Origin of the sequence: Odoribacter splanchnicus DSM 20712 (assembly GCF_000190535.1) — a bacterium.
In the GTDB taxonomy this organism is placed as follows: Bacteria; Bacteroidota; Bacteroidia; order Bacteroidales; family Marinifilaceae; genus Odoribacter; species Odoribacter splanchnicus.
Window position 1 is genome coordinate 249,074 of sequence record NC_015160.1, and the last position, 16,949, is coordinate 266,022.

Genomic DNA, 16,949 nt, shown 5'->3' on the forward strand with positions numbered 1-16,949 from the left:
AAAAATGAATAACAGATATATGAAATACTGTCTTGTATTGGCGGCCTTGTTGTTGGCAGCTTGTTCTTCCAAGGACGATGTGTTCGATAAATCTCCTTCGCAACGCAGCAGCGAGAGTATTACAGCCTTGAAAGCCGAACTTGTGAATGCGCCTTATGGCTGGCGGGTACTCTATTTTCCCAAAACCGACTCGCTGTTGTTCTCCAATCCGTCGGAACTGATCTCTCAACATGGATTCAGGGGGCACTACGGTTATGGCGGCGACTGCTTCACGATGAAGTTTGCGGCTGACAATACCGTAGAGATGTGGGCAGATTTCACCGACCAAACAGCGGCTGAGGCCGTGAAGAGCGAATACCTTATCGGCCGAAACAGCTTCACCCAATTGAGTTTCTCTACATATAACTATATACACAGACTCGTGAACGACCGCTTTGCCGGAGCTTCAGATTTCCTTTATATGGGCAAGAATGAGGATGGAGACTTGGTGTTTCGCACGGCTACTTACCTGCAGCCGGCACGCGAATACATAGTCTTCACCAAGCTGAGAAGCGCAGAGGAGACAACAGGCTTCGTGCGGAAAGCTTACGATAATCGCACATTCTTTGAGCAGATGGTCAATCCGCAGCTCCTTATACATAGGGGCGGACGCACCTATTTCCGGAGCGACATCTACATCAAGCGCAATGTGGAGACCAATCAGGCTTTGCTCAAGGAAATCAAGGAAAAGAAATACTATCTCTTCCTTTTCACCCAAAAGAAGAATCCCATCCCGGGCTACCCTGCCAAAGAGATGACCGGCCTTGGCTCTGGATATGCCGGGACAGAGCACGGCATAACATTCAGAGCTGGTCTGCGCTACGACAGTAAGACCATGTTTTTCGACTTTCAGCGTAAGGGCAACCGATTTGTGGCTGAACTGGTATCGGTCTACGACCCGTTGCTGCGTAGCATCCGTTTAGTGAGCAAGCACCTGCATCCCGAAGGAGAGTTCACAGGACTCGAAGCGGAAATATGGGACGAGCCCGTAGAATGACAAGTGAGAACATAAAAAAAATACATCATAGAAACAAGGACAACAGACAATGAAGATAAACTTGACAAAATACACTTTGATAGGCCTGACCCTGCTCACGCTGGGTTGTTCGAGAAGCAGTGAAGATTATGCCGATGAGGACTATGAGAAGCTGTTCCCATTTCCCGGTATTGAAAAGCCGAAGGTCTCCTATGAAGACCAAATCGTGCAATTGGGCGATCCCGACGCACCAGTTTCGGACTATGTATATCCAGGAGTGGACATTACCGAGAATGTGAGGGAATATAAAGTAACGCTTACTTGCTCGTTCAATGAAGTGGATATTCTGGGGCAACTTGTAGGCGAGGACGATATCTCTTCCCGCTATACGATTCGTTACATCGCTCCCGACAAGCAGTTGCGTATCGTATCAAGCAATAATGGCGACGAGACGGCACATCTGTTTCTGACCAACGGTAAGGAGCAAACCATCACATTCGCGGCCAAATCGGGTTACCCGATGTATCTCTGTGTCAACGGAGTGGGGCCGCGTGGATCGTCTGTAAAAGCCACCATCTCTGCCATATCCGAAGACGGGTTCACTATTGTGAAGCCGCTGAGCGTGAACGAGCATCAGAACGAAGAAGGCCTTGACAAAATCAAGGCTCCGTTCTGTGGCTACATCATTCTTCCTTAATATAATATTAGAAATATGAAAAAGAACATTGCAATTTACATCATGTTGCTCTTGGCTCCATTGACATTCCTTTCGTGCGATCAATGGGGGGGTGAGACCGTGGAGTCTGCTTATCGCGAACCGCAGATTCCTGATCCGACCTATCAATTCAAACGCAATGGTAGCAGCAGTATAGACTATCTGGAATGCGGCCTTCTGCGCGATCCGCTTGACTATATTTACAACAGTTATCTCAAAATCGCTTCGATAATGTATCAGGCCAATATGGACAAGGTACAGGACTATTTCTGCAATGGAGAGTTCGGCTTGAAGCCTAAGGAAGAGCTGGCGTCGTCTCCTCTGCACAAGGCCGACAGGGCACGCATACTGAAAGATGTGGAAGACATCTTTCAGACAACGGGCGTGTTGAGTGGACTGTCTAAGCCGAGTCCCGGAACTTATCGCAACCGCAAGGCAAAACCCGGACAAGGCGGATATGTGGGCACGAATATCGGTGATGTCAACATTGCCTTCGCCAACGAGAAAGGAGTGATAGTGGCAGAGATGTTCAATGGCATCGTATGGGGAGGGGTCTATTTGGATAAGATCCTCAATACGCATCTCAACGACAGTCTATACAACGACACCCGACTACGCCGTGAACATGAAAGCACAACATTACTCCCGGGACGGAACTATACGGAACTTGAACACCACTGGGACCTTGCCTATGGCTATTATCAGTATTGGCTGCCCTTCATACAGACAAGCGGCCTGTCTGTGTTGCGCGAAAGCCGAATTAAGATCTACAATGCCTTTGCAATCGGCCGTCAGGCGCTCACCGAGTTTCGCTATGAGGAAGTGCAAGCTCAGTTGCTGCTTATTAGGGACGAATTGTCGAAAGTGGCTGCCGTGCGGGCTATGAGCCTGCTGGTCGGCGAGATAACCCTTGTCAACTTAGATGAAGACATCAACAATGCCTTGGTGTTTCTTTCCAAGGGCTGCGGTGCCGTTTACGGACTGCAATTCACCTTGCAGGCCTCGGGTAATCCCTACCTTTCCTACGAAGAAGCAACACATTTCATCGCACAGCTCACGGCCGGCAGCGGATTGTGGGACAAACAGCGGCTGCTTGGCTCGGAATCGACCGAAGGATCTCTCAAGAATGTGGCGGCGGCCATCGGTAAATGCTATGGGCTGACACTCGACGATATTAAACATTCCAATTAGCAAACTTCACACAGAATGATACATAGAATCTATTTCATTTTATTATTATTGTCGCTTTCGTTTACGGCGAAGGCACAGTTGGGGAAAGAACTAATTCTCAATGGCGGATTTGAAGAATACGCCAAAGTTACGCCTCCTCCATCAGGAGAAGACGACGAAGAGGATGAGGAGGAAGAACCTCCCGGCTATTTTGATCCTTATCAAAAACCGCTTTATTGGTATTTCAACTCGTCGTTATTCTATACGAGAACCAAGGATGCGCACAGCGGTGTATTCGCCGTGAAAGTATATCCCAATGGGGGCTCGTTCTTCTCGCGCGACGAGAATTTCAACCCTTATCACATCGCGATTGAGGCTGGCGGAGAATACCGCCTTACCTATTGGTATAAGGGTAATGTCAAGAATCCCAATATCACGGTAACGGTAGACTGGTATAAGGGCACGACATCCATAAAGAAAGAGACGCGCGACAAAGAAAAAGCAACGGATTTCTCGGATCAGTGGCAACAGAAGACATTTACATTCAAGGCTCCTGCTGGAGTAGACAAGGCTGGAGTGGGCCTCTATATTGAAAACGATTACATGTCGGCAGAATCCGGCGGTTGCATTCTTATCGACGACATCTCATTCGTGCAGACCAAAGAGGGGAAACCCTCAGCGGCGCTCGAAGCGCCTTCCAATGTCGTGGTCAGACCGCAGCAGCGAGAAATGGAGCTGTCGTGGAATGCCATTGCCGAAGAAAATGTAAGCTATCAAATCATAATGAATGGAGAAAAAGTGGCCACTACAGAAGGGACATCCTATATCGTCGAGCGACTCGAACCGGGCAAATCCTATCAGTTCAGCGTGTGTTCTGTCAAGGGGTCGGATATATCGGCTCCTTCTGCTCCGCTCACGCAACAGACCCAACGGATGAATACGGGCATTGACGAGGAAGATCGCGTTCCTTATTTGTACACAGTGCGTGAGGTCGGAACCTGTCCCCGCACACTGCGGTTGTTCTATCACGATTTGGCCGATCCCGACGCCAAAATCATATACAGGGTAGACGGAATGCCTGTGACGCCTGTTAATGGTAGCATTATCTTCACAGGCAAGGGGCAGCATATCCTGCAAATCGAAATCACAGAGACTCCTGAACGCAAATGGGATATAGAATACAAATTGTATGTGGATTAGAAAAACGATGAAACAAATACTTTTTTATTTGCTGCTATGTTGCGGCATCGTGTTTGCTGCATGCGACAGCGACAACTTACAGGAAAAGAAGGACATCCGCTTGGGAACTGACAACATCACCGAGGTTTCGCTCAATAAGCTGTCTACCCGAACCATTATTCTCAGCGGGGGAACTGGAAAATATATGGCCAATGTTGCCGACTCGAAAGTCGCGGAGGTCAAGATCAGCAAAGATACCTTGCGCATCAGTGGGATATGGGAGGGACGAACCTATGCCACCATCATTTCTGGCGACTTCAAAAAGCGTGTGGAAATCAACGTGGTGGTTCCTGAACTCAGTATCAGCCAGTCGGAAATAAGACTTTATCCTCGTGATGAAAGTAAGTTCGTGAGCTTGAACGGTGGGGGAGACATCGTCGACTTGAAGATAGAAGACCCGGACAAAGTAATCAATGCGAAGTGGAACGCAAAGACCAACATCTTGGAAATTCAAGCCTATTACGAGGGTGAGGCGATGATACGGGTCATCTCGCAAGACAAGAAAGAGAAGACTCTGAAAGTCGTTGTGCGCTGCGATGGTACGGCCGGTCGCGTGGGCATCTATGGCACCACTTCGCACAGTCTTTACGAGCAGATGAACACGGTGATGGCCGCGCGGCGTCCCGGTGTGGGAGTGTGGCTCTGCAACGGTGCGCGCCCATATTCTTCCCGGAAGGTTTTGAAGATAACACCTGCTGTTGTCAATCCCGTGGCTGGAACACATATTGATGTCTCGTTCTCGATGCTTTATCCTGATGAGTTCGCAAGTAGCGGATTGAAAGAGGGCAATTGTAAATTATACGTAGAAGAGGTGAGGGAAAAAGATGTTGTGCTTCGTGGTCGGGGTTTCAAGATTGTTATACCTTACGAGAAGAAATAAGACAATATTTGGCTCTGTAACGTTTCGTGTGGGTAACTCTTGAAAACTCAATCAAAAATATTACCTTTGTATCATGAATAGTAGCGAGATATTTACACTAGCTTTAGGCTTGGCAGAACCATGGTATGTTTCCAAGGTAGAGTTGATAGAAGGTGAACAATCCAAGAAAGAACTTCATCTGTGGTTGAGTTTTACTCGAGGATATCGTTTCACGTTTGGTACGAAAGAGTACACGACCTATGACACTATCGATAAAACTTGGCGTCATTTGAATTTCTTCGAGCATCTTTGTTACATTCACGCCAACGTTCCCCGAGTGCAAACCGAAGAGAATAAAACGATTATGGTAGAAGTACCATGGGCACGCAAGAATAGTGGTTTCACGCTGCTTTTCGAGGCGTACTCTATGCGTTCTTATAGAACGCGAAATGCCAGTTAGCAGCGTTTCACAGACCATGCACGCGACCGACCCGCGTATATGGCGAGTGTTTAACCATTGGGTACACACGTTTTTGCAGACTGTTTACAAGTTCATCTTTCGTCATGATGCTATGGTCTATTGTTCATTTCATTCAGACGGTTTGCAGCCTCCAGTCTTATCTCCTCCTCCGACATTGCTCTTGCTCCTCGCACCCAGTCAAGCAAGGCTTTCTTCTCAAAGAAGATGAGCTTGCCAGCAGGCTTGAAGTACGGCAACTGGTTAAGATGCGTCATCTTGTAGAGCGTACTCTTGGCAATGCCGAGAAAGGCGGATGCCTCTTCAAGGTTCAACACTTCCTTTGTCATATAGCAAAGGTTTTCCAACTTGTTCACTCTCGACTGAAGCTCCACTATCTTGCGCTCATGGTCGAGGTTCATCTTTAATGCGTTCTTTTCTGTCATAATTCTGATATTTTGTTTATTTCGTTATCGATTTCGGCTGCAAAGGTATATAGTTGCCAATGATATTCAAGCAGCCGTTATGGTTTATTAAAAGTGCTGATTTTCAATTCTTTGGTTCTATTTTACCATGCTGTAACGTGGTAGATTGGTCGGACACTCATCTGAAATTCAGCATCTTTAAATATTTATCGTTCAAACACTCCCAAAGTCAGGAATTGGACAATAGGGGTGGCAAATCTTTGGTTCTATTGCCAGTTCTCGTTTTTGAAAATGTCCAACAGAGTGCAAAACAAAATTTAACACCCGATTTTCTCAAGTCATGCTGTTTGAGGTCAAAATCGCTTGCAATAACCACATTTAGGGTACAATGGTAGGAAAATGAGTTGTGAATGAGAGAAATAGGGATTTCCCCTCGTTTTTCAAGGGACAAATTTGTACCTTTGCAAACGAAACAGAGGTATTCAACAAGGGATATTTCGGGCAAAGTGTTCTTGACTTTATTTTTCCGTGTTTTTGTCCCGTTTTTGTCCCTCGCTGATTTTGTATCACGAGACAAGAATTTGCAAGTTGCTGATTTACAATGGTTAAAGCTGTATCTTGGAGGGTTGATAACGACAACCACCAGTAACCACCAAGATGGCCTGTGCCGATTGCTCGAAACAATAGGGTAGAGTGTCGGGAGAAGCGACCCACTGTTTTTCAGGAAAGTCGATCCTGAAATATCCGTAAGGCTTGGGAGTATATTGGTCCTTGCAACCCGACGCCAGGAGTAAGAATAGAATAAAAGCTGTTTTTAGCATCACATGAGGTATTTATTTTTCAGTAAACCTGTATCAATTTTTTTCGTATTTGATTTTTTTTATCCGGCGGTTATCGACTTCCAAAATTGTGAATTTATGGCTTTGATAAGTGATTACGTCGTTCTTTCCGGGCAATTCTCCCTTGATTTCCAGAATCAAACCGGCCAGGGTATCGGCTTCTCCTTCGATATCTTTGAAACTATCCGGATCTGCATCTACGATTTTAATAAAATCATTTAATAGAGTACAGGCTTCGAAAATATAGGTGTTGTTGGATAATTTCGTATAGGTTTCTTCTTTTTCATCATATTCATCGTTGATTTCTCCGACAATTTCTTCCAGAATATCTTCCATGGTTACGATCCCGGAAGTTCCTCCGTATTCGTCGACGATGATGGCCATATGGACCTTTTTTACCTGGAATTCTTCCAGCAAATCATTGATTTTTTTGGTCTCCGGTACGAAATAGGCCGGACGGATCAACGATTGCCATGCGAAATTCTGAGGCTCTTTCAGATGGGCAAGCAAGTCTTTGACGTACAAAATACCTTCGATGGTGTCCAGATTTTCACGATATACCGGCAAGCGGGAATACCCGTGTTCGATTACCACATTTTTGACTACTTCGAAACTATCTTCGATATCCAGGGCTATAATGTTGATGCGGGGACGGATGATATCGATGGCAGCGATATTGCTGAACCGTACGATTCCCTCTAAAATATCTTTTTCGTCGTTGATTTCTGCATCTTCGGTCAATTCCAGGGCTTTGGATAACTGATCCATGGATAAGCCGTCTTTTTTGGCCATTCGTTTGCTGATAAGGGAAGTTGACCGGATCAATAAGGTCGATAAAGGACGGAAAAGATAAGTGAGGAAAGTCAAAGGACCTGCCATAAAAATGGCCATTTTTACCTGTGAGCGATTAGCGTATAATTTGGGTATAATCTCACCGAATAAAAGGATGATGAAAGTGACCCCTATCACCTGAATGATAAATCCCAACACAGGATTACCCGAAAAATCGAATAAAGAATTAACCAGATAAGTCGATAGAATGACTATACCTACATTTACGAAATTATTAGTAATCAGAATGGTCGATAGTAATAGATTCGGCTTTTGGTGAAGATTGGCTACTTTATCGTAACCTTTTTCTTTCAATTTTTCTAATTCTCCGGGAGATAGAGAGAAATAGGCTACTTCTGAGGCAGAAGCTAATGCTGAACATAACAGAAGGAATAGAAGAATAATCAGAAAAACAATGTCTGCAAGATCGAAAGTTCCGCGGAATATACTTTGTGCCGCGTCATAAGCGTCTGTTTCCAAAATGAAATGAATTAGTTAAACAAATTAAGCTAAAGGCTATAAGCTATAAGCTAAAAGCTGATTGCTATGAGTTTGAAAAGCCAGAGCTTTAAGATTAAAACTCCAGGCTATACTGGGACAAAGATAATTGAAAAACTTTATTTTTATAGCTTTTCACCTTTCGCTTTTCGCTTATAGCCTATAGCTTATCGCCTTTCAGCCTTAAAATGGCAGATCGTCGTTATCGTCCGGTGTATTCATCGGAGGAGTAGCGGTCGTTGAAGTGCTACTTGAAACCGACGGCGTATAAGATCTGGGAGCATTTCCTGTGGCCTCACCGTCTTGTCTGGAAGATAACATTTGCATATTATGTAGGCTCGGTAAACAACGCCTTTCCGCTTTACAGCGGTAGGTTTTCGTTTATCTGCCCCCGAACCGTACTTACACGTCTCCATGTATACGGCTCTCCATCTGTAACATCATTTTACTTATCACAGCTCTGGATTTTTGCGTTACACTCCGCACATACGACCAAAGTCTTTCTGTGCATATAGAGCATTTTGCGTTCCCAGTCATTTTTACCTTTTAACTCTTTGAGAGTGCGGACATGGTGCATTACCACTTCTCCGTGCTTGCCACATAGTTCGCACGTTTTTGTTGTAAGCCTTTCTATCAAACTTAACGATGGTGTTTTGAACATATACGGCAGATTGTCACTTGGGGCTGTTTCACAATCCGTTTTACGGGCGTAACCCTCATTGTAGAATACCCTGTACTTGGTTTCTCCTCCCTTGTTTACAAAAGGCACGGCAAAGAGATTGTCCTTGCGGTATGTTTCAATGACTTTTCTCACTGACATATTCAGCTTTTGAGCAAGAGTTTTGTACATGGAGAACTTCATAATACAGCCGAAAGAGCGTCCCAAAGCCGATGCATTGTTTGCTATTGAGTAATAGTTGTAGAACCCTCGTATTTCGGTATTAAACTGAGATACAATCTCGTGCGCTTCATTGTCAATCATATAAGTCCTGCCTTTTGACACCCATGTTTCCTTGCCGCGTTTGGTGACAACTTTCATGGCTTCGAGGCTGAGCAGTTTATTCTTGATTACTTCTCTTGAAACGTGCAATATCACGTTCCCGTTGAAGTATCTGCGCACTGTTCCGTTACTGTTTCTCTTTGTGGCATAGTCTTTACGGACATATATTTCGTAACCCAAAAATTTTGCGCTGTCTTGTGCATTTGTAATCAAAGTCTTTTCCTGTGACATCTCCAGCCTTAACTTTTCCTGCATAAACTTGGTGATGTCAGCTTTGATTGTCTCACATTCGTTTTTCGTTCCGATAACCCCGATTAGAAAATCATCGGCGTAGCGCAGATATCTCAGTCTGCGAAAATTTCTGTCCATATCGTTGCCACTTGGCATTGTTAGTATCCGCTTCTGCTTTTCGTGCAGTTCTTCTACCATCCTTGTTCTTACGTTTACATCCTCTACTTCATTTATCCTACGTTTTAGGTAGTGTACTCTGCTGTTGAGTTTGCAAATATCCTTGTTGCGGCTTCTTACTGTCCCTTTATTGAATTTGTTGGCATATTCATTCATGTACTTATCGAACTTGTCAAGGTATATATTTGCCAAAACAGGGCTTATGATACCACCTTGCGGTGTCCCTGAATAAGTCTTGTTGAATTGCCACTCTTCCATGTACCCTGCATTGAGGAATTTCCGTATCAGACGAAGAAATCTGTCATCTGCTATTCTGCCTTTCATTATTTCTATCAGCACATCATGGTCTATGTTGTCAAAGAAGCCTTTTATATCTCCCTCGATGAACCATTTTGCACCGTTGAAATTATTTTGTAGACTTTTCAGTGCTGTGTGGCAGCTTCTGTTTGGTCTGAAGCCGTGCGATGTCCACTCAAAGTGTCCCTCATATATAGCTTCAAGCACCATTCTTACTGCCTCTTGAACCAATTTGTCTTCAAAAGACGGTATTCCTAACGGACGCATCTTCCCATTCTTTTTCGGAATGTAAATTCTCTTTGCAGGATTGGGACTATAAGTCTCATCCTTTATACTCTCTATGAGTTTGTTTATCCTATCAATGCTCATTTCATCCTCTGTTTTGCCATCAGTGCCGGGTGTCATGTTTCCCGGCTTTGCATACATACGTTGGTAGGCGGCAAAGAACATCTGTTCATTGAATAGAATACGGTAGAGCCTTTCGTATTTATACTCAGGCTCGTTGCTGTGTCCAGCTAAAATGTTTAATACTTGCTCTGGATTTCTCATACGTCTCTCACGTTTTCCGTTGTTCGTATTAAAGTTACAGACTACTTCCCTTCGCCATGTACAAGGCTTTCCCTTGCTCGGACTACTACGGAAGTTCCGTTACCATATCGGATATTCAAAAGCTTTCTTTATAGCTGTTTATTCCAGCGTTCCGACTTAGGTAATCCCCAGTTAGTTCTCTTAATAACTATTAGCACGGCATACTGTCGGATGCGACTTTCGTTCTTGTCCGCTTATTGCGGCTGTGTCATAGTCGGTTCTTTATGCTCTGCACTAACGCACAAAATAGGCAGAGTACTATGAAACAACGTATGTATAATAGTCTTCCGTTGTTGCAAGATTTGGTACCACTGAACTATCGTTCAACCAATCAAGGCTTCATCCTTATGTATGCCTTTTCGTCTTGCCCCTCAGTCGCCACTTGACTATTAGTGGACTTGGAGCTTTAATCAGTATGCTACACTCCCCATCGGGTTTCCCCTTTGGATAAACTGATTGACGATAGGATTATATCGAACCCAATCCTAACTTCTTGCTAAAGAAGTATTTATTAAGCGACCATTCTGGGCGCACCGGCATAAATTTCGGTCGTATATCTTTTTACTCCATTCTGGTCGTCCCAGGAACGGGTACGAATCCGTCCTTCGATATAAAGACGCATTCCTTTTTTGACATACTTTTCGACGATTTCAGCCAATCCTCTCCATAATACGATGTTATGCCACTCGGTCTGATCGATGTTTTCGCCGTTTTTGTTTTTATATCTTTCCGTAGTTGCCAGACGGAGATTGGCAACCGCTACTCCGCCTTCCAGGTATCTGACTTCCGGATCAGCACCTACATTTCCAATTAAAATTACCTTATTTACCATAATGCGTCCTAATTAAATTATTTAAATAATTGAAGCAGATAATGAGTGAATCATTGTTCGAAACCCATATACACGTGTAAATTTCTTAACTGAAATTTTACACAAGTTACGAAAAAAAACGGACATGGGATACATCGTCTGCATGATTTTTTTCAGAAAAGCGAAATTAAGGAAAAAAATCTGATTCAGAAAAAAATGACAAAAATCATCCCGTTTTTTTTATTCTTAATAGAAAAGCTTTATATTTGCAGACTGAAATTTGAACGAGAAGAAATAAATTATTGAATATTAAATATTTAAAGAAAATGACAAAAGCGGATATTGTTAACGAAATTTCGAGAACGACCGGGATTGAGAAAGTAGCTGTGCAAGCAACTGTGGAGGCTTTTATGGAGTCAATTAAAAATTCCGTTGTTGAGGGTAAAAACGTGTATTTAAGAGGTTTCGGTAGTTTCGTTGTGAAGAAGAGAGCTGAAAAAACAGCCCGTAATATTTCTAAAAACGTAACTATCAAAATTCCGGAACATTTTATTCCTTCATTCAAACCATCCAAGAGTTTTGTTAACGACGTAAAGGGTAATGTTAAAAAATAAGAAAGGAGGAATTTATGCCAAGCGGTAAGAAAAGAAAAAGACATAAGATGGCTACCCACAAACGGAAAAAAAGACTGAGAAAGAATCGTCATAAGAAGAAGTAAAATTCTTCGCGTTTGTGAGTAAAGATATAAACCTAAAGGCACACGTCTTTAGGTTTATTTGGTTAAAAGATAATGTAATACGGTATCTTAAATAGATAAAAGTTGTGAGTAGTGAGTTAGTTATTGACGTCAAAGCAGATGAAATTGTCATTGCCCTGTTGAGAGAAAAGAAACTGATCGAATTGACAAAGGAAAAGACCAGTATGCAATTTGCTGTCGGGGATATTTATCTCGGAAAAGTGAAGAAAATCATGCCGGGATTGAATGCTGCTTTCGTGAATGTAGGGTATGAAAAGGATGCTTTTTTACATTATCTGGATTTGAGTCCCCAGTTTCATTCGCTGGATAGCTATATCAAACAATGTATAGCTAGAAAAGGAATGCCGGTATCGAAGTTGAAACTGGAACCGGAAATTCCCAAAAATGGGAAAATTGCCGATATTCTGACAGTCGGACAATGGGTGGCCGTTCAGGTGGCCAAAGAACCGATTTCTACCAAAGGACCCCGCTTGACTTCCGAACTGAGTATTGCAGGACGGAATCTGGTATTGATGCCTTTTGCCGATAAAGTGTCGGTTTCCCAAAAAATAAAATCTCCGGAAGAACGGAAAAGACTGAAACGTTTGATCGAAAGTATCAAACCGAAGAATTATGGCGTGATCGTCCGGACTGTCGCCGAAGGAAAGAAAGTAGCTGTTTTCGATAGTGAGCTCAAAGAATTGGTCGAACGTTTCGAAATGGCTTTTAAACACATCCGGGAGATAGAACCTCCGAAATTGATTTTAGGAGAGATCGATCGTACCAGTGCCATACTCCGGGATATCCTGAATCCCTCTTTCGAAAATGTATATGTCAACGATATCACGCTGAGTAAAGAAATCCGGCATTTTCTGACTACTATTGCTCCGGAAAAGCAGGATATTGTCAAATATGTTTCTCCTGAGATACCGATTTTAGACCATTTTGGTGTGGATAAGCAAATCAAATCTTCTTTGGGAAAGACGGTTTCCTTTAAAAACGGAGCCTATCTGATTATCGAACATACGGAGGCTTTCCATGTGATCGATGTGAATAGCGGTAACCGGACCAAACTGGGGGACGATCAGGAAACGAATGCCCTTGAAGTCAATCTGGCAGCAGCCGAAGAAGTGGCTCGGCAATTGCAGTTGAGGGATATGGGAGGGATTATCGTCATTGATTTTATCGATATGCAAAAGGCGGAAAATCGCCAGAAATTGTTCGATAAAATGAAGGAATGTATGGAAATCGACCGGGCAAAGCATACGATCCTGCCATTGAGTAAATTCGGGTTGATGCAAATTACCCGCCAACGGGTACGCCCCGCTATGACTGTGGATACGACCGAACTGTGTCCGGTATGTCACGGTACCGGTAAAGCGGAAGCCGCTATTCTGGTGATCGATAAGATTGAAGATGAATTGGAATTTTTTGTATATGAGAAGAAAAACAAACGTATTATCTTAAAAGTGCACCCTTTTGTCGGTGCCTACCTGAAAAAAGGATTACTGTCCATGCGGCGGAAATGGGCTTTCCGTTATCATATTTCACTGAAAATAGTTGATGTCCCTTCCTATTATATCTACGAATACCATTTCTATAACCGCTATAACCGGGAGTTGGAGAATTAGAAAAAAGTAAAGGTGAAAAGTGGAAAGATCGATCGTCCGGTTGGGAAGGAGGATTGATCGGGGGAGGATTTTATATTGCTGAGAAGAGGGATTCCGGGTGTATATGCTATGGCTGTCAACTTATGAAAATACAGCGGACAGAGATTGTCCGTGGCCTTCTTAAAGAAACTTGAAAAACGTTTGCATACCCATTAATTATATGTTAAACTTGTATTTGCGTCTAGTGTGAAAAAAAATTAATAATATTTTTGTATGGAGATTTTGCATCAGACGGTGTAGAGGCAAGAATGAAAATTAATTAATAATACACTTAATAGTTTATGAAAAAAGGATTGTTTGCTTTTTTGTTGACGTTCATGCTGGGTATTTTTACTGTTTCGGCACAGGTAGAAAATCCGGCTCAATGGTCATATTCTCAGAAGAGTCTGGGAAATAATGAATACGAACTTGTTTTTAAGGCCGCTTTAGAACCGGGATGGCATATTTATTCGATGTATACGCCCGAAGGTGGTCCTATGGCTACAACTGTTACTTTTGAAGAAGCCGGAAAAGGGATCGAATTGGTTGGAAAAGCAACAGAGAACGAACCCAAAAAAGAACATGACGATGTATTCGGTGTGGACGTTTGGTCGTTCGAACTTGAATATGTCATTACTCAAAAAATTAAAGTAACCGATCCGGCTATTGCTGCTGTAAAAGGTGAAATCGAATTTCAGGTATGCCGCGAAGGACAATGTGTGAGATTCGACGAATCGTTCGATATCAAGATCGGTGATCAGCCTGCTGCTAAAACTGAAGTAAAAGCTGCTGCTGCAACCGATTCTTCCAGTGATTCGACTAAAGACGAGTCTTTGTGGATATTTTTCTGGGGGGCTTTCGTAGCCGGTTTGGCTGCTGTGGTGATGCCTTGCGTTTTCCCGATGATTCCGATGACTGTATCTTTCTTTATGCACGGAGATACGAACAAAGCAAAGGCGAAAGCAAAAGCGATCTTCTTCTCTTTGTCGATTATCGCTATCTATACCGCTCTGGGATTGATTATTTCTATGTTATTAGGTCCTGATTTTATCAACTGGTTAAGTACCAATTGGGTGCCTAATGTATTTTTCTTTGTGATCTTTATGATTTTCGCAGCTTCTTTCTTCGGTGCTTTCGAGATTGTATTACCTTCCTGGATTGTAAATAAATCGGATGCACAGGCAGATAAAGGCGGATATGTCGGAGCTTTCTTCATGGCTTTCACTTTGGTATTGGTATCTTTCTCTTGTACAGCTCCGATTGTCGGGACTGTACTGGTTGAGGCTGCCAGAGGATCTGTACTGCGTCCGATTATCGGTATGTTGGGATTTTCTATCGCTGTAGCCTTACCTTTCGGTTTCTTTGCTTTCTTCCCTTCAAAACTAAGCAACCTGCCGAAATCAGGAGGTTGGTTGAACTCTGTAAAAGTGGTACTCGGTTTTATAGAAGTTGCTTTAGGATTCAAATTCCTGATGGTTGCCGACCAGACTTACCACTGGGGATTACTCGACCGTGAAATATATATCGCTATTTGGGTAACGATCTTTACTTTGCAGGGATTGTACCTGATGGGTAAAATCAAATTTGCACATGACAGCGAACTGAAATACATCGGTGTTCCCCGTCTGGCGTTTATCATCGCTACGTTCACTTTTGTGGTATATCTGATTCCGGGTATGTTCGGTGCTCCTTTAAAAGCTTTGGCCGGTTATTTCCCGCCTCAGGAAACCATCGACTTCGATATCAACCGGATTGTACGGGATAATGTAAAGCAGATTTCTGTCAGTGGTGTTGCTACCGGAACAGCTAAGAAGTCTGACGCTTGTGAAGCTCCGAAATATTCCGATTTCTTGCACTTAGCTCATGGTTTGGATGGCTATTTCGATTATGATCAGGCTTTAAAATGTGCTCAGGCTCAAAACAAGCCGCTCTTTATCGACTTCACAGGACACGGTTGTGTAAATTGCCGCGAAATGGAACAATCGGTATGGTCCGATCCGCGTGTATTGGATATGTTGAAAAACGATTATGTCGTAGTGGCTTTGTATGTAGACGACAAGACTACTTTACCTGAAAGTGAATGGTATGTATCCGATTATGACGGAAAGAAAAAGAAAACATTAGGCAAGAAAAATGCTGACTTCCAGATCAAGAAATTCGATTCCAATGCACAGCCCAACTACATTTTGTTGGATAGCCGCGGCGGCAACGATAATGATCTGAGACCGCATATACTGGCTGCTCCAAGAGGACATAACCTGGATAAAGATGCTTTCGTTGAATTTTTGAAACAAGGTTTGGAAGAATATAAGAAAAGAGGAAATAATTAATTGACTCTTTGACTGATCGATCAGGTACCCCGGAAACGGGGTACCTTTTTTATTTTCCGAAAATTCGGTCTTTTATGTAACTTTTGATCTTTTCAACTGTCTTAGTATTGTAAGTGAGTTTGAATGATGGATAAAAATGAATTTATATCTCTGGTACTTCCTTTAAAGGATCGGTTGTTTCGGGTGGCTTGGTGTATTCTGCGAAGCAAAGAAGAGGCCGAAGATATTGTTCAGGATGTAATGCTGAAGGTGTGGAGGGATGAAAAAGGAAAGGTTGAAAATCTGGCAGCTTATTGTTACACTATGGCCCGGAATCTGGCTTTAAACCGATTGGTCTTGAAAGACAATCGGAGCAAGGAGTTGGAAGGGGCATATGAACAGGAAGTGCAGGAACAACCGTTGGAAAATATAATCCGTACCGAAAAGATGAAGTTGTTATATCGGATGATTGACGGATTACCCGGTTTACAGCGGGATGTCGTCCAATTGAGAGATATGGAAGGACTGAGTTATCGGGATATTGCGAAAACTTTACAGGTGACGGAAGAACAGGTGAAAGTGAATTTATTCCGGGCCAGGAAAAAAATTAAAACATGGATTTTAAACATGGAGAATTATGGATTATGATCGGATCATAGGGTTGTTGGATAAGTACTGGAAGTGTGAAACCACCTTACCCGAAGAAGAAGAACTGCGTTATTTTTATAAGCATTGCCGGCAAATGCCGGAAGAATTGGCCGAATATAGGGAGCTGTTCATCTTTCAGGAAGGGGAAAGACAAATCGGGTTAGGAAATGATTTCGACCGGAAAATTTTGGCTTCCATCTACAATAAACGTCCTGCCGGATGGAGAAAAGGGCTTCGGGTGGCTGCGGTGTTGTTGTTATTGATAGGGGTAAGCCAGGTATTGATCGATATAGGGAATCCGCAAAAGGATACTTGTCAGACTCCCGAACAGGCACTGGCCGAAGTCCGGCAGGCTTTGAATTTTGTATCTTCGAAGATGAACAGAGGACAACAACTGTTGGAAGAGAATATGGACGAAATGAAATGGATAAACCGATATATAAAATAAATAGGTA

At 43.1% G+C, this 16,949-nt stretch carries 14 protein-coding genes and 1 pseudogene; 10 read left to right on the forward strand and 5 right to left on the reverse strand.

The features are described from left to right. Positions 1–4 precede the first annotated feature (4 nt). The 5 genes from ODOSP_RS01030 to ODOSP_RS01050 are packed head-to-tail and all read left to right on the forward strand — an operon-like array spanning position 5 to position 5,019. Positions 5–1,036: a DUF4302 domain-containing protein gene (locus tag ODOSP_RS01030; protein WP_008776949.1), complete on the forward strand. Its 1,032-nt coding sequence runs from the start codon at positions 5–7 to the stop codon at positions 1,034–1,036. A 49-nt stretch (positions 1,037–1,085) separates the two neighbouring features. Next, positions 1,086–1,712 (forward strand): hypothetical protein, encoded by a 627-nt coding sequence (locus ODOSP_RS01035; RefSeq protein WP_013610562.1) that lies wholly within the window; start codon positions 1,086–1,088, stop codon positions 1,710–1,712. A 15-nt stretch (positions 1,713–1,727) separates the two neighbouring features. After that, positions 1,728–2,921 (forward strand): DUF4856 domain-containing protein, encoded by a 1,194-nt coding sequence (locus ODOSP_RS01040; protein ID WP_013610563.1) that lies wholly within the window; start codon positions 1,728–1,730, stop codon positions 2,919–2,921. A 15-nt stretch (positions 2,922–2,936) separates the two neighbouring features. Then, complete coding sequence (locus ODOSP_RS01045) at positions 2,937–4,100, forward strand: fibronectin type III domain-containing protein (protein ID WP_013610564.1); 1,164 nt, start codon at positions 2,937–2,939, stop codon at positions 4,098–4,100. Positions 4,101–4,107: 7 nt separating this feature from the next. Then, positions 4,108–5,019, forward strand: coding sequence for a hypothetical protein (locus ODOSP_RS01050; RefSeq protein ID WP_013610565.1), 912 nt, complete (start codon positions 4,108–4,110; stop codon positions 5,017–5,019). A 549-nt stretch (positions 5,020–5,568) separates the two neighbouring features. On the opposite strand, the gene ODOSP_RS01060 is transcribed toward ODOSP_RS01050, so the two are convergent. From ODOSP_RS01060 to ODOSP_RS01080, 5 genes and pseudogenes are all read right to left on the reverse strand, one after another. Beyond that, on the reverse strand, positions 5,569–5,901 hold the full coding sequence (locus tag ODOSP_RS01060) for a helix-turn-helix domain-containing protein (protein WP_004311699.1): 333 nt from the start codon (positions 5,899–5,901) through the stop codon (positions 5,569–5,571). A 584-nt stretch (positions 5,902–6,485) separates the two neighbouring features. After that, positions 6,486–6,701 (reverse strand): hypothetical protein, encoded by a 216-nt coding sequence (locus ODOSP_RS01065; protein ID WP_013610567.1) that lies wholly within the window; start codon positions 6,699–6,701, stop codon positions 6,486–6,488. A 33-nt stretch (positions 6,702–6,734) separates the two neighbouring features. Beyond that, positions 6,735–8,030, reverse strand: coding sequence for a gliding motility-associated protein GldE (gene gldE / locus ODOSP_RS01070; protein ID WP_013610568.1), 1,296 nt, complete (start codon positions 8,028–8,030; stop codon positions 6,735–6,737). Between the two features lie 463 nt (positions 8,031–8,493). Continuing rightward, the gene (ltrA, locus tag ODOSP_RS01075; protein WP_013610569.1) at positions 8,494–10,302 is read right to left on the reverse strand and encodes a group II intron reverse transcriptase/maturase; all 1,809 of its coding nucleotides are present in this window, start codon (positions 10,300–10,302) and stop codon (positions 8,494–8,496) included. Positions 10,303–10,858: 556 nt separating this feature from the next. Continuing rightward, a pseudogene (locus ODOSP_RS01080) lies at positions 10,859–11,176 on the reverse strand (single-stranded DNA-binding protein); the annotation flags it as partial. A 284-nt stretch (positions 11,177–11,460) separates the two neighbouring features. Here ODOSP_RS01080 and ODOSP_RS01085 point away from each other — a divergent pair. The 5 genes from ODOSP_RS01085 (at position 11,461) to ODOSP_RS01105 (ending at position 16,942) form a co-directional block, all read left to right on the forward strand. Continuing rightward, complete coding sequence (locus tag ODOSP_RS01085) at positions 11,461–11,766, forward strand: HU family DNA-binding protein (RefSeq protein WP_445557737.1); 306 nt, start codon at positions 11,461–11,463, stop codon at positions 11,764–11,766. Positions 11,767–11,974: 208 nt separating this feature from the next. Further along, a complete protein-coding gene (locus ODOSP_RS01090) occupies positions 11,975–13,519 on the forward strand; it encodes an Rne/Rng family ribonuclease (protein WP_013610572.1) in 1,545 nt (514 codons plus the stop codon). A gap of 320 nt (positions 13,520–13,839) precedes the next feature. Beyond that, complete coding sequence (locus tag ODOSP_RS01095) at positions 13,840–15,867, forward strand: protein-disulfide reductase DsbD family protein (RefSeq protein ID WP_013610573.1); 2,028 nt, start codon at positions 13,840–13,842, stop codon at positions 15,865–15,867. Positions 15,868–15,990: 123 nt separating this feature from the next. Then, entirely contained in the window at positions 15,991–16,494 is a 504-nt protein-coding gene (locus ODOSP_RS01100; protein ID WP_013610574.1) for an RNA polymerase sigma factor, read from the forward strand. Next, complete coding sequence (locus ODOSP_RS01105; RefSeq protein WP_013610575.1) at positions 16,484–16,942, forward strand: hypothetical protein; 459 nt, start codon at positions 16,484–16,486, stop codon at positions 16,940–16,942. The genes ODOSP_RS01100 and ODOSP_RS01105 overlap by 11 nt, the downstream gene beginning before the upstream one ends. The last annotated feature ends 7 nt before the right edge of the window (positions 16,943–16,949 follow it).

Bases quoted from the DNA above. Each gene is read 5' to 3' on its own strand.
- ODOSP_RS01030 (WP_008776949.1), top strand. From the start codon at position 5: ATGAATAACAGATATATGAAATACTGTCTTGTATTGGCGGCCTTGTTG.
- ODOSP_RS01035 (WP_013610562.1), top strand. From the start codon at position 1,086: ATGAAGATAAACTTGACAAAATACACTTTGATAGGCCTGACCCTGCTC.
- ODOSP_RS01040 (WP_013610563.1), top strand. From the start codon at position 1,728: ATGAAAAAGAACATTGCAATTTACATCATGTTGCTCTTGGCTCCATTG.
- ODOSP_RS01045 (WP_013610564.1), top strand. From the start codon at position 2,937: ATGATACATAGAATCTATTTCATTTTATTATTATTGTCGCTTTCGTTT.
- ODOSP_RS01050 (WP_013610565.1), top strand. From the start codon at position 4,108: ATGAAACAAATACTTTTTTATTTGCTGCTATGTTGCGGCATCGTGTTT.
- ODOSP_RS01060 (WP_004311699.1), bottom strand. From the start codon at position 5,901: ATGACAGAAAAGAACGCATTAAAGATGAACCTCGACCATGAGCGCAAG.
- ODOSP_RS01065 (WP_013610567.1), bottom strand. From the start codon at position 6,701: ATGCTAAAAACAGCTTTTATTCTATTCTTACTCCTGGCGTCGGGTTGC.
- ltrA (WP_013610569.1), bottom strand. From the start codon at position 10,302: ATGAGAAATCCAGAGCAAGTATTAAACATTTTAGCTGGACACAGCAAC.
- ODOSP_RS01095 (WP_013610573.1), top strand. From the start codon at position 13,840: ATGAAAAAAGGATTGTTTGCTTTTTTGTTGACGTTCATGCTGGGTATT.
- ODOSP_RS01100 (WP_013610574.1), top strand. From the start codon at position 15,991: ATGATGGATAAAAATGAATTTATATCTCTGGTACTTCCTTTAAAGGAT.
- ODOSP_RS01105 (WP_013610575.1), top strand. From the start codon at position 16,484: ATGGATTATGATCGGATCATAGGGTTGTTGGATAAGTACTGGAAGTGT.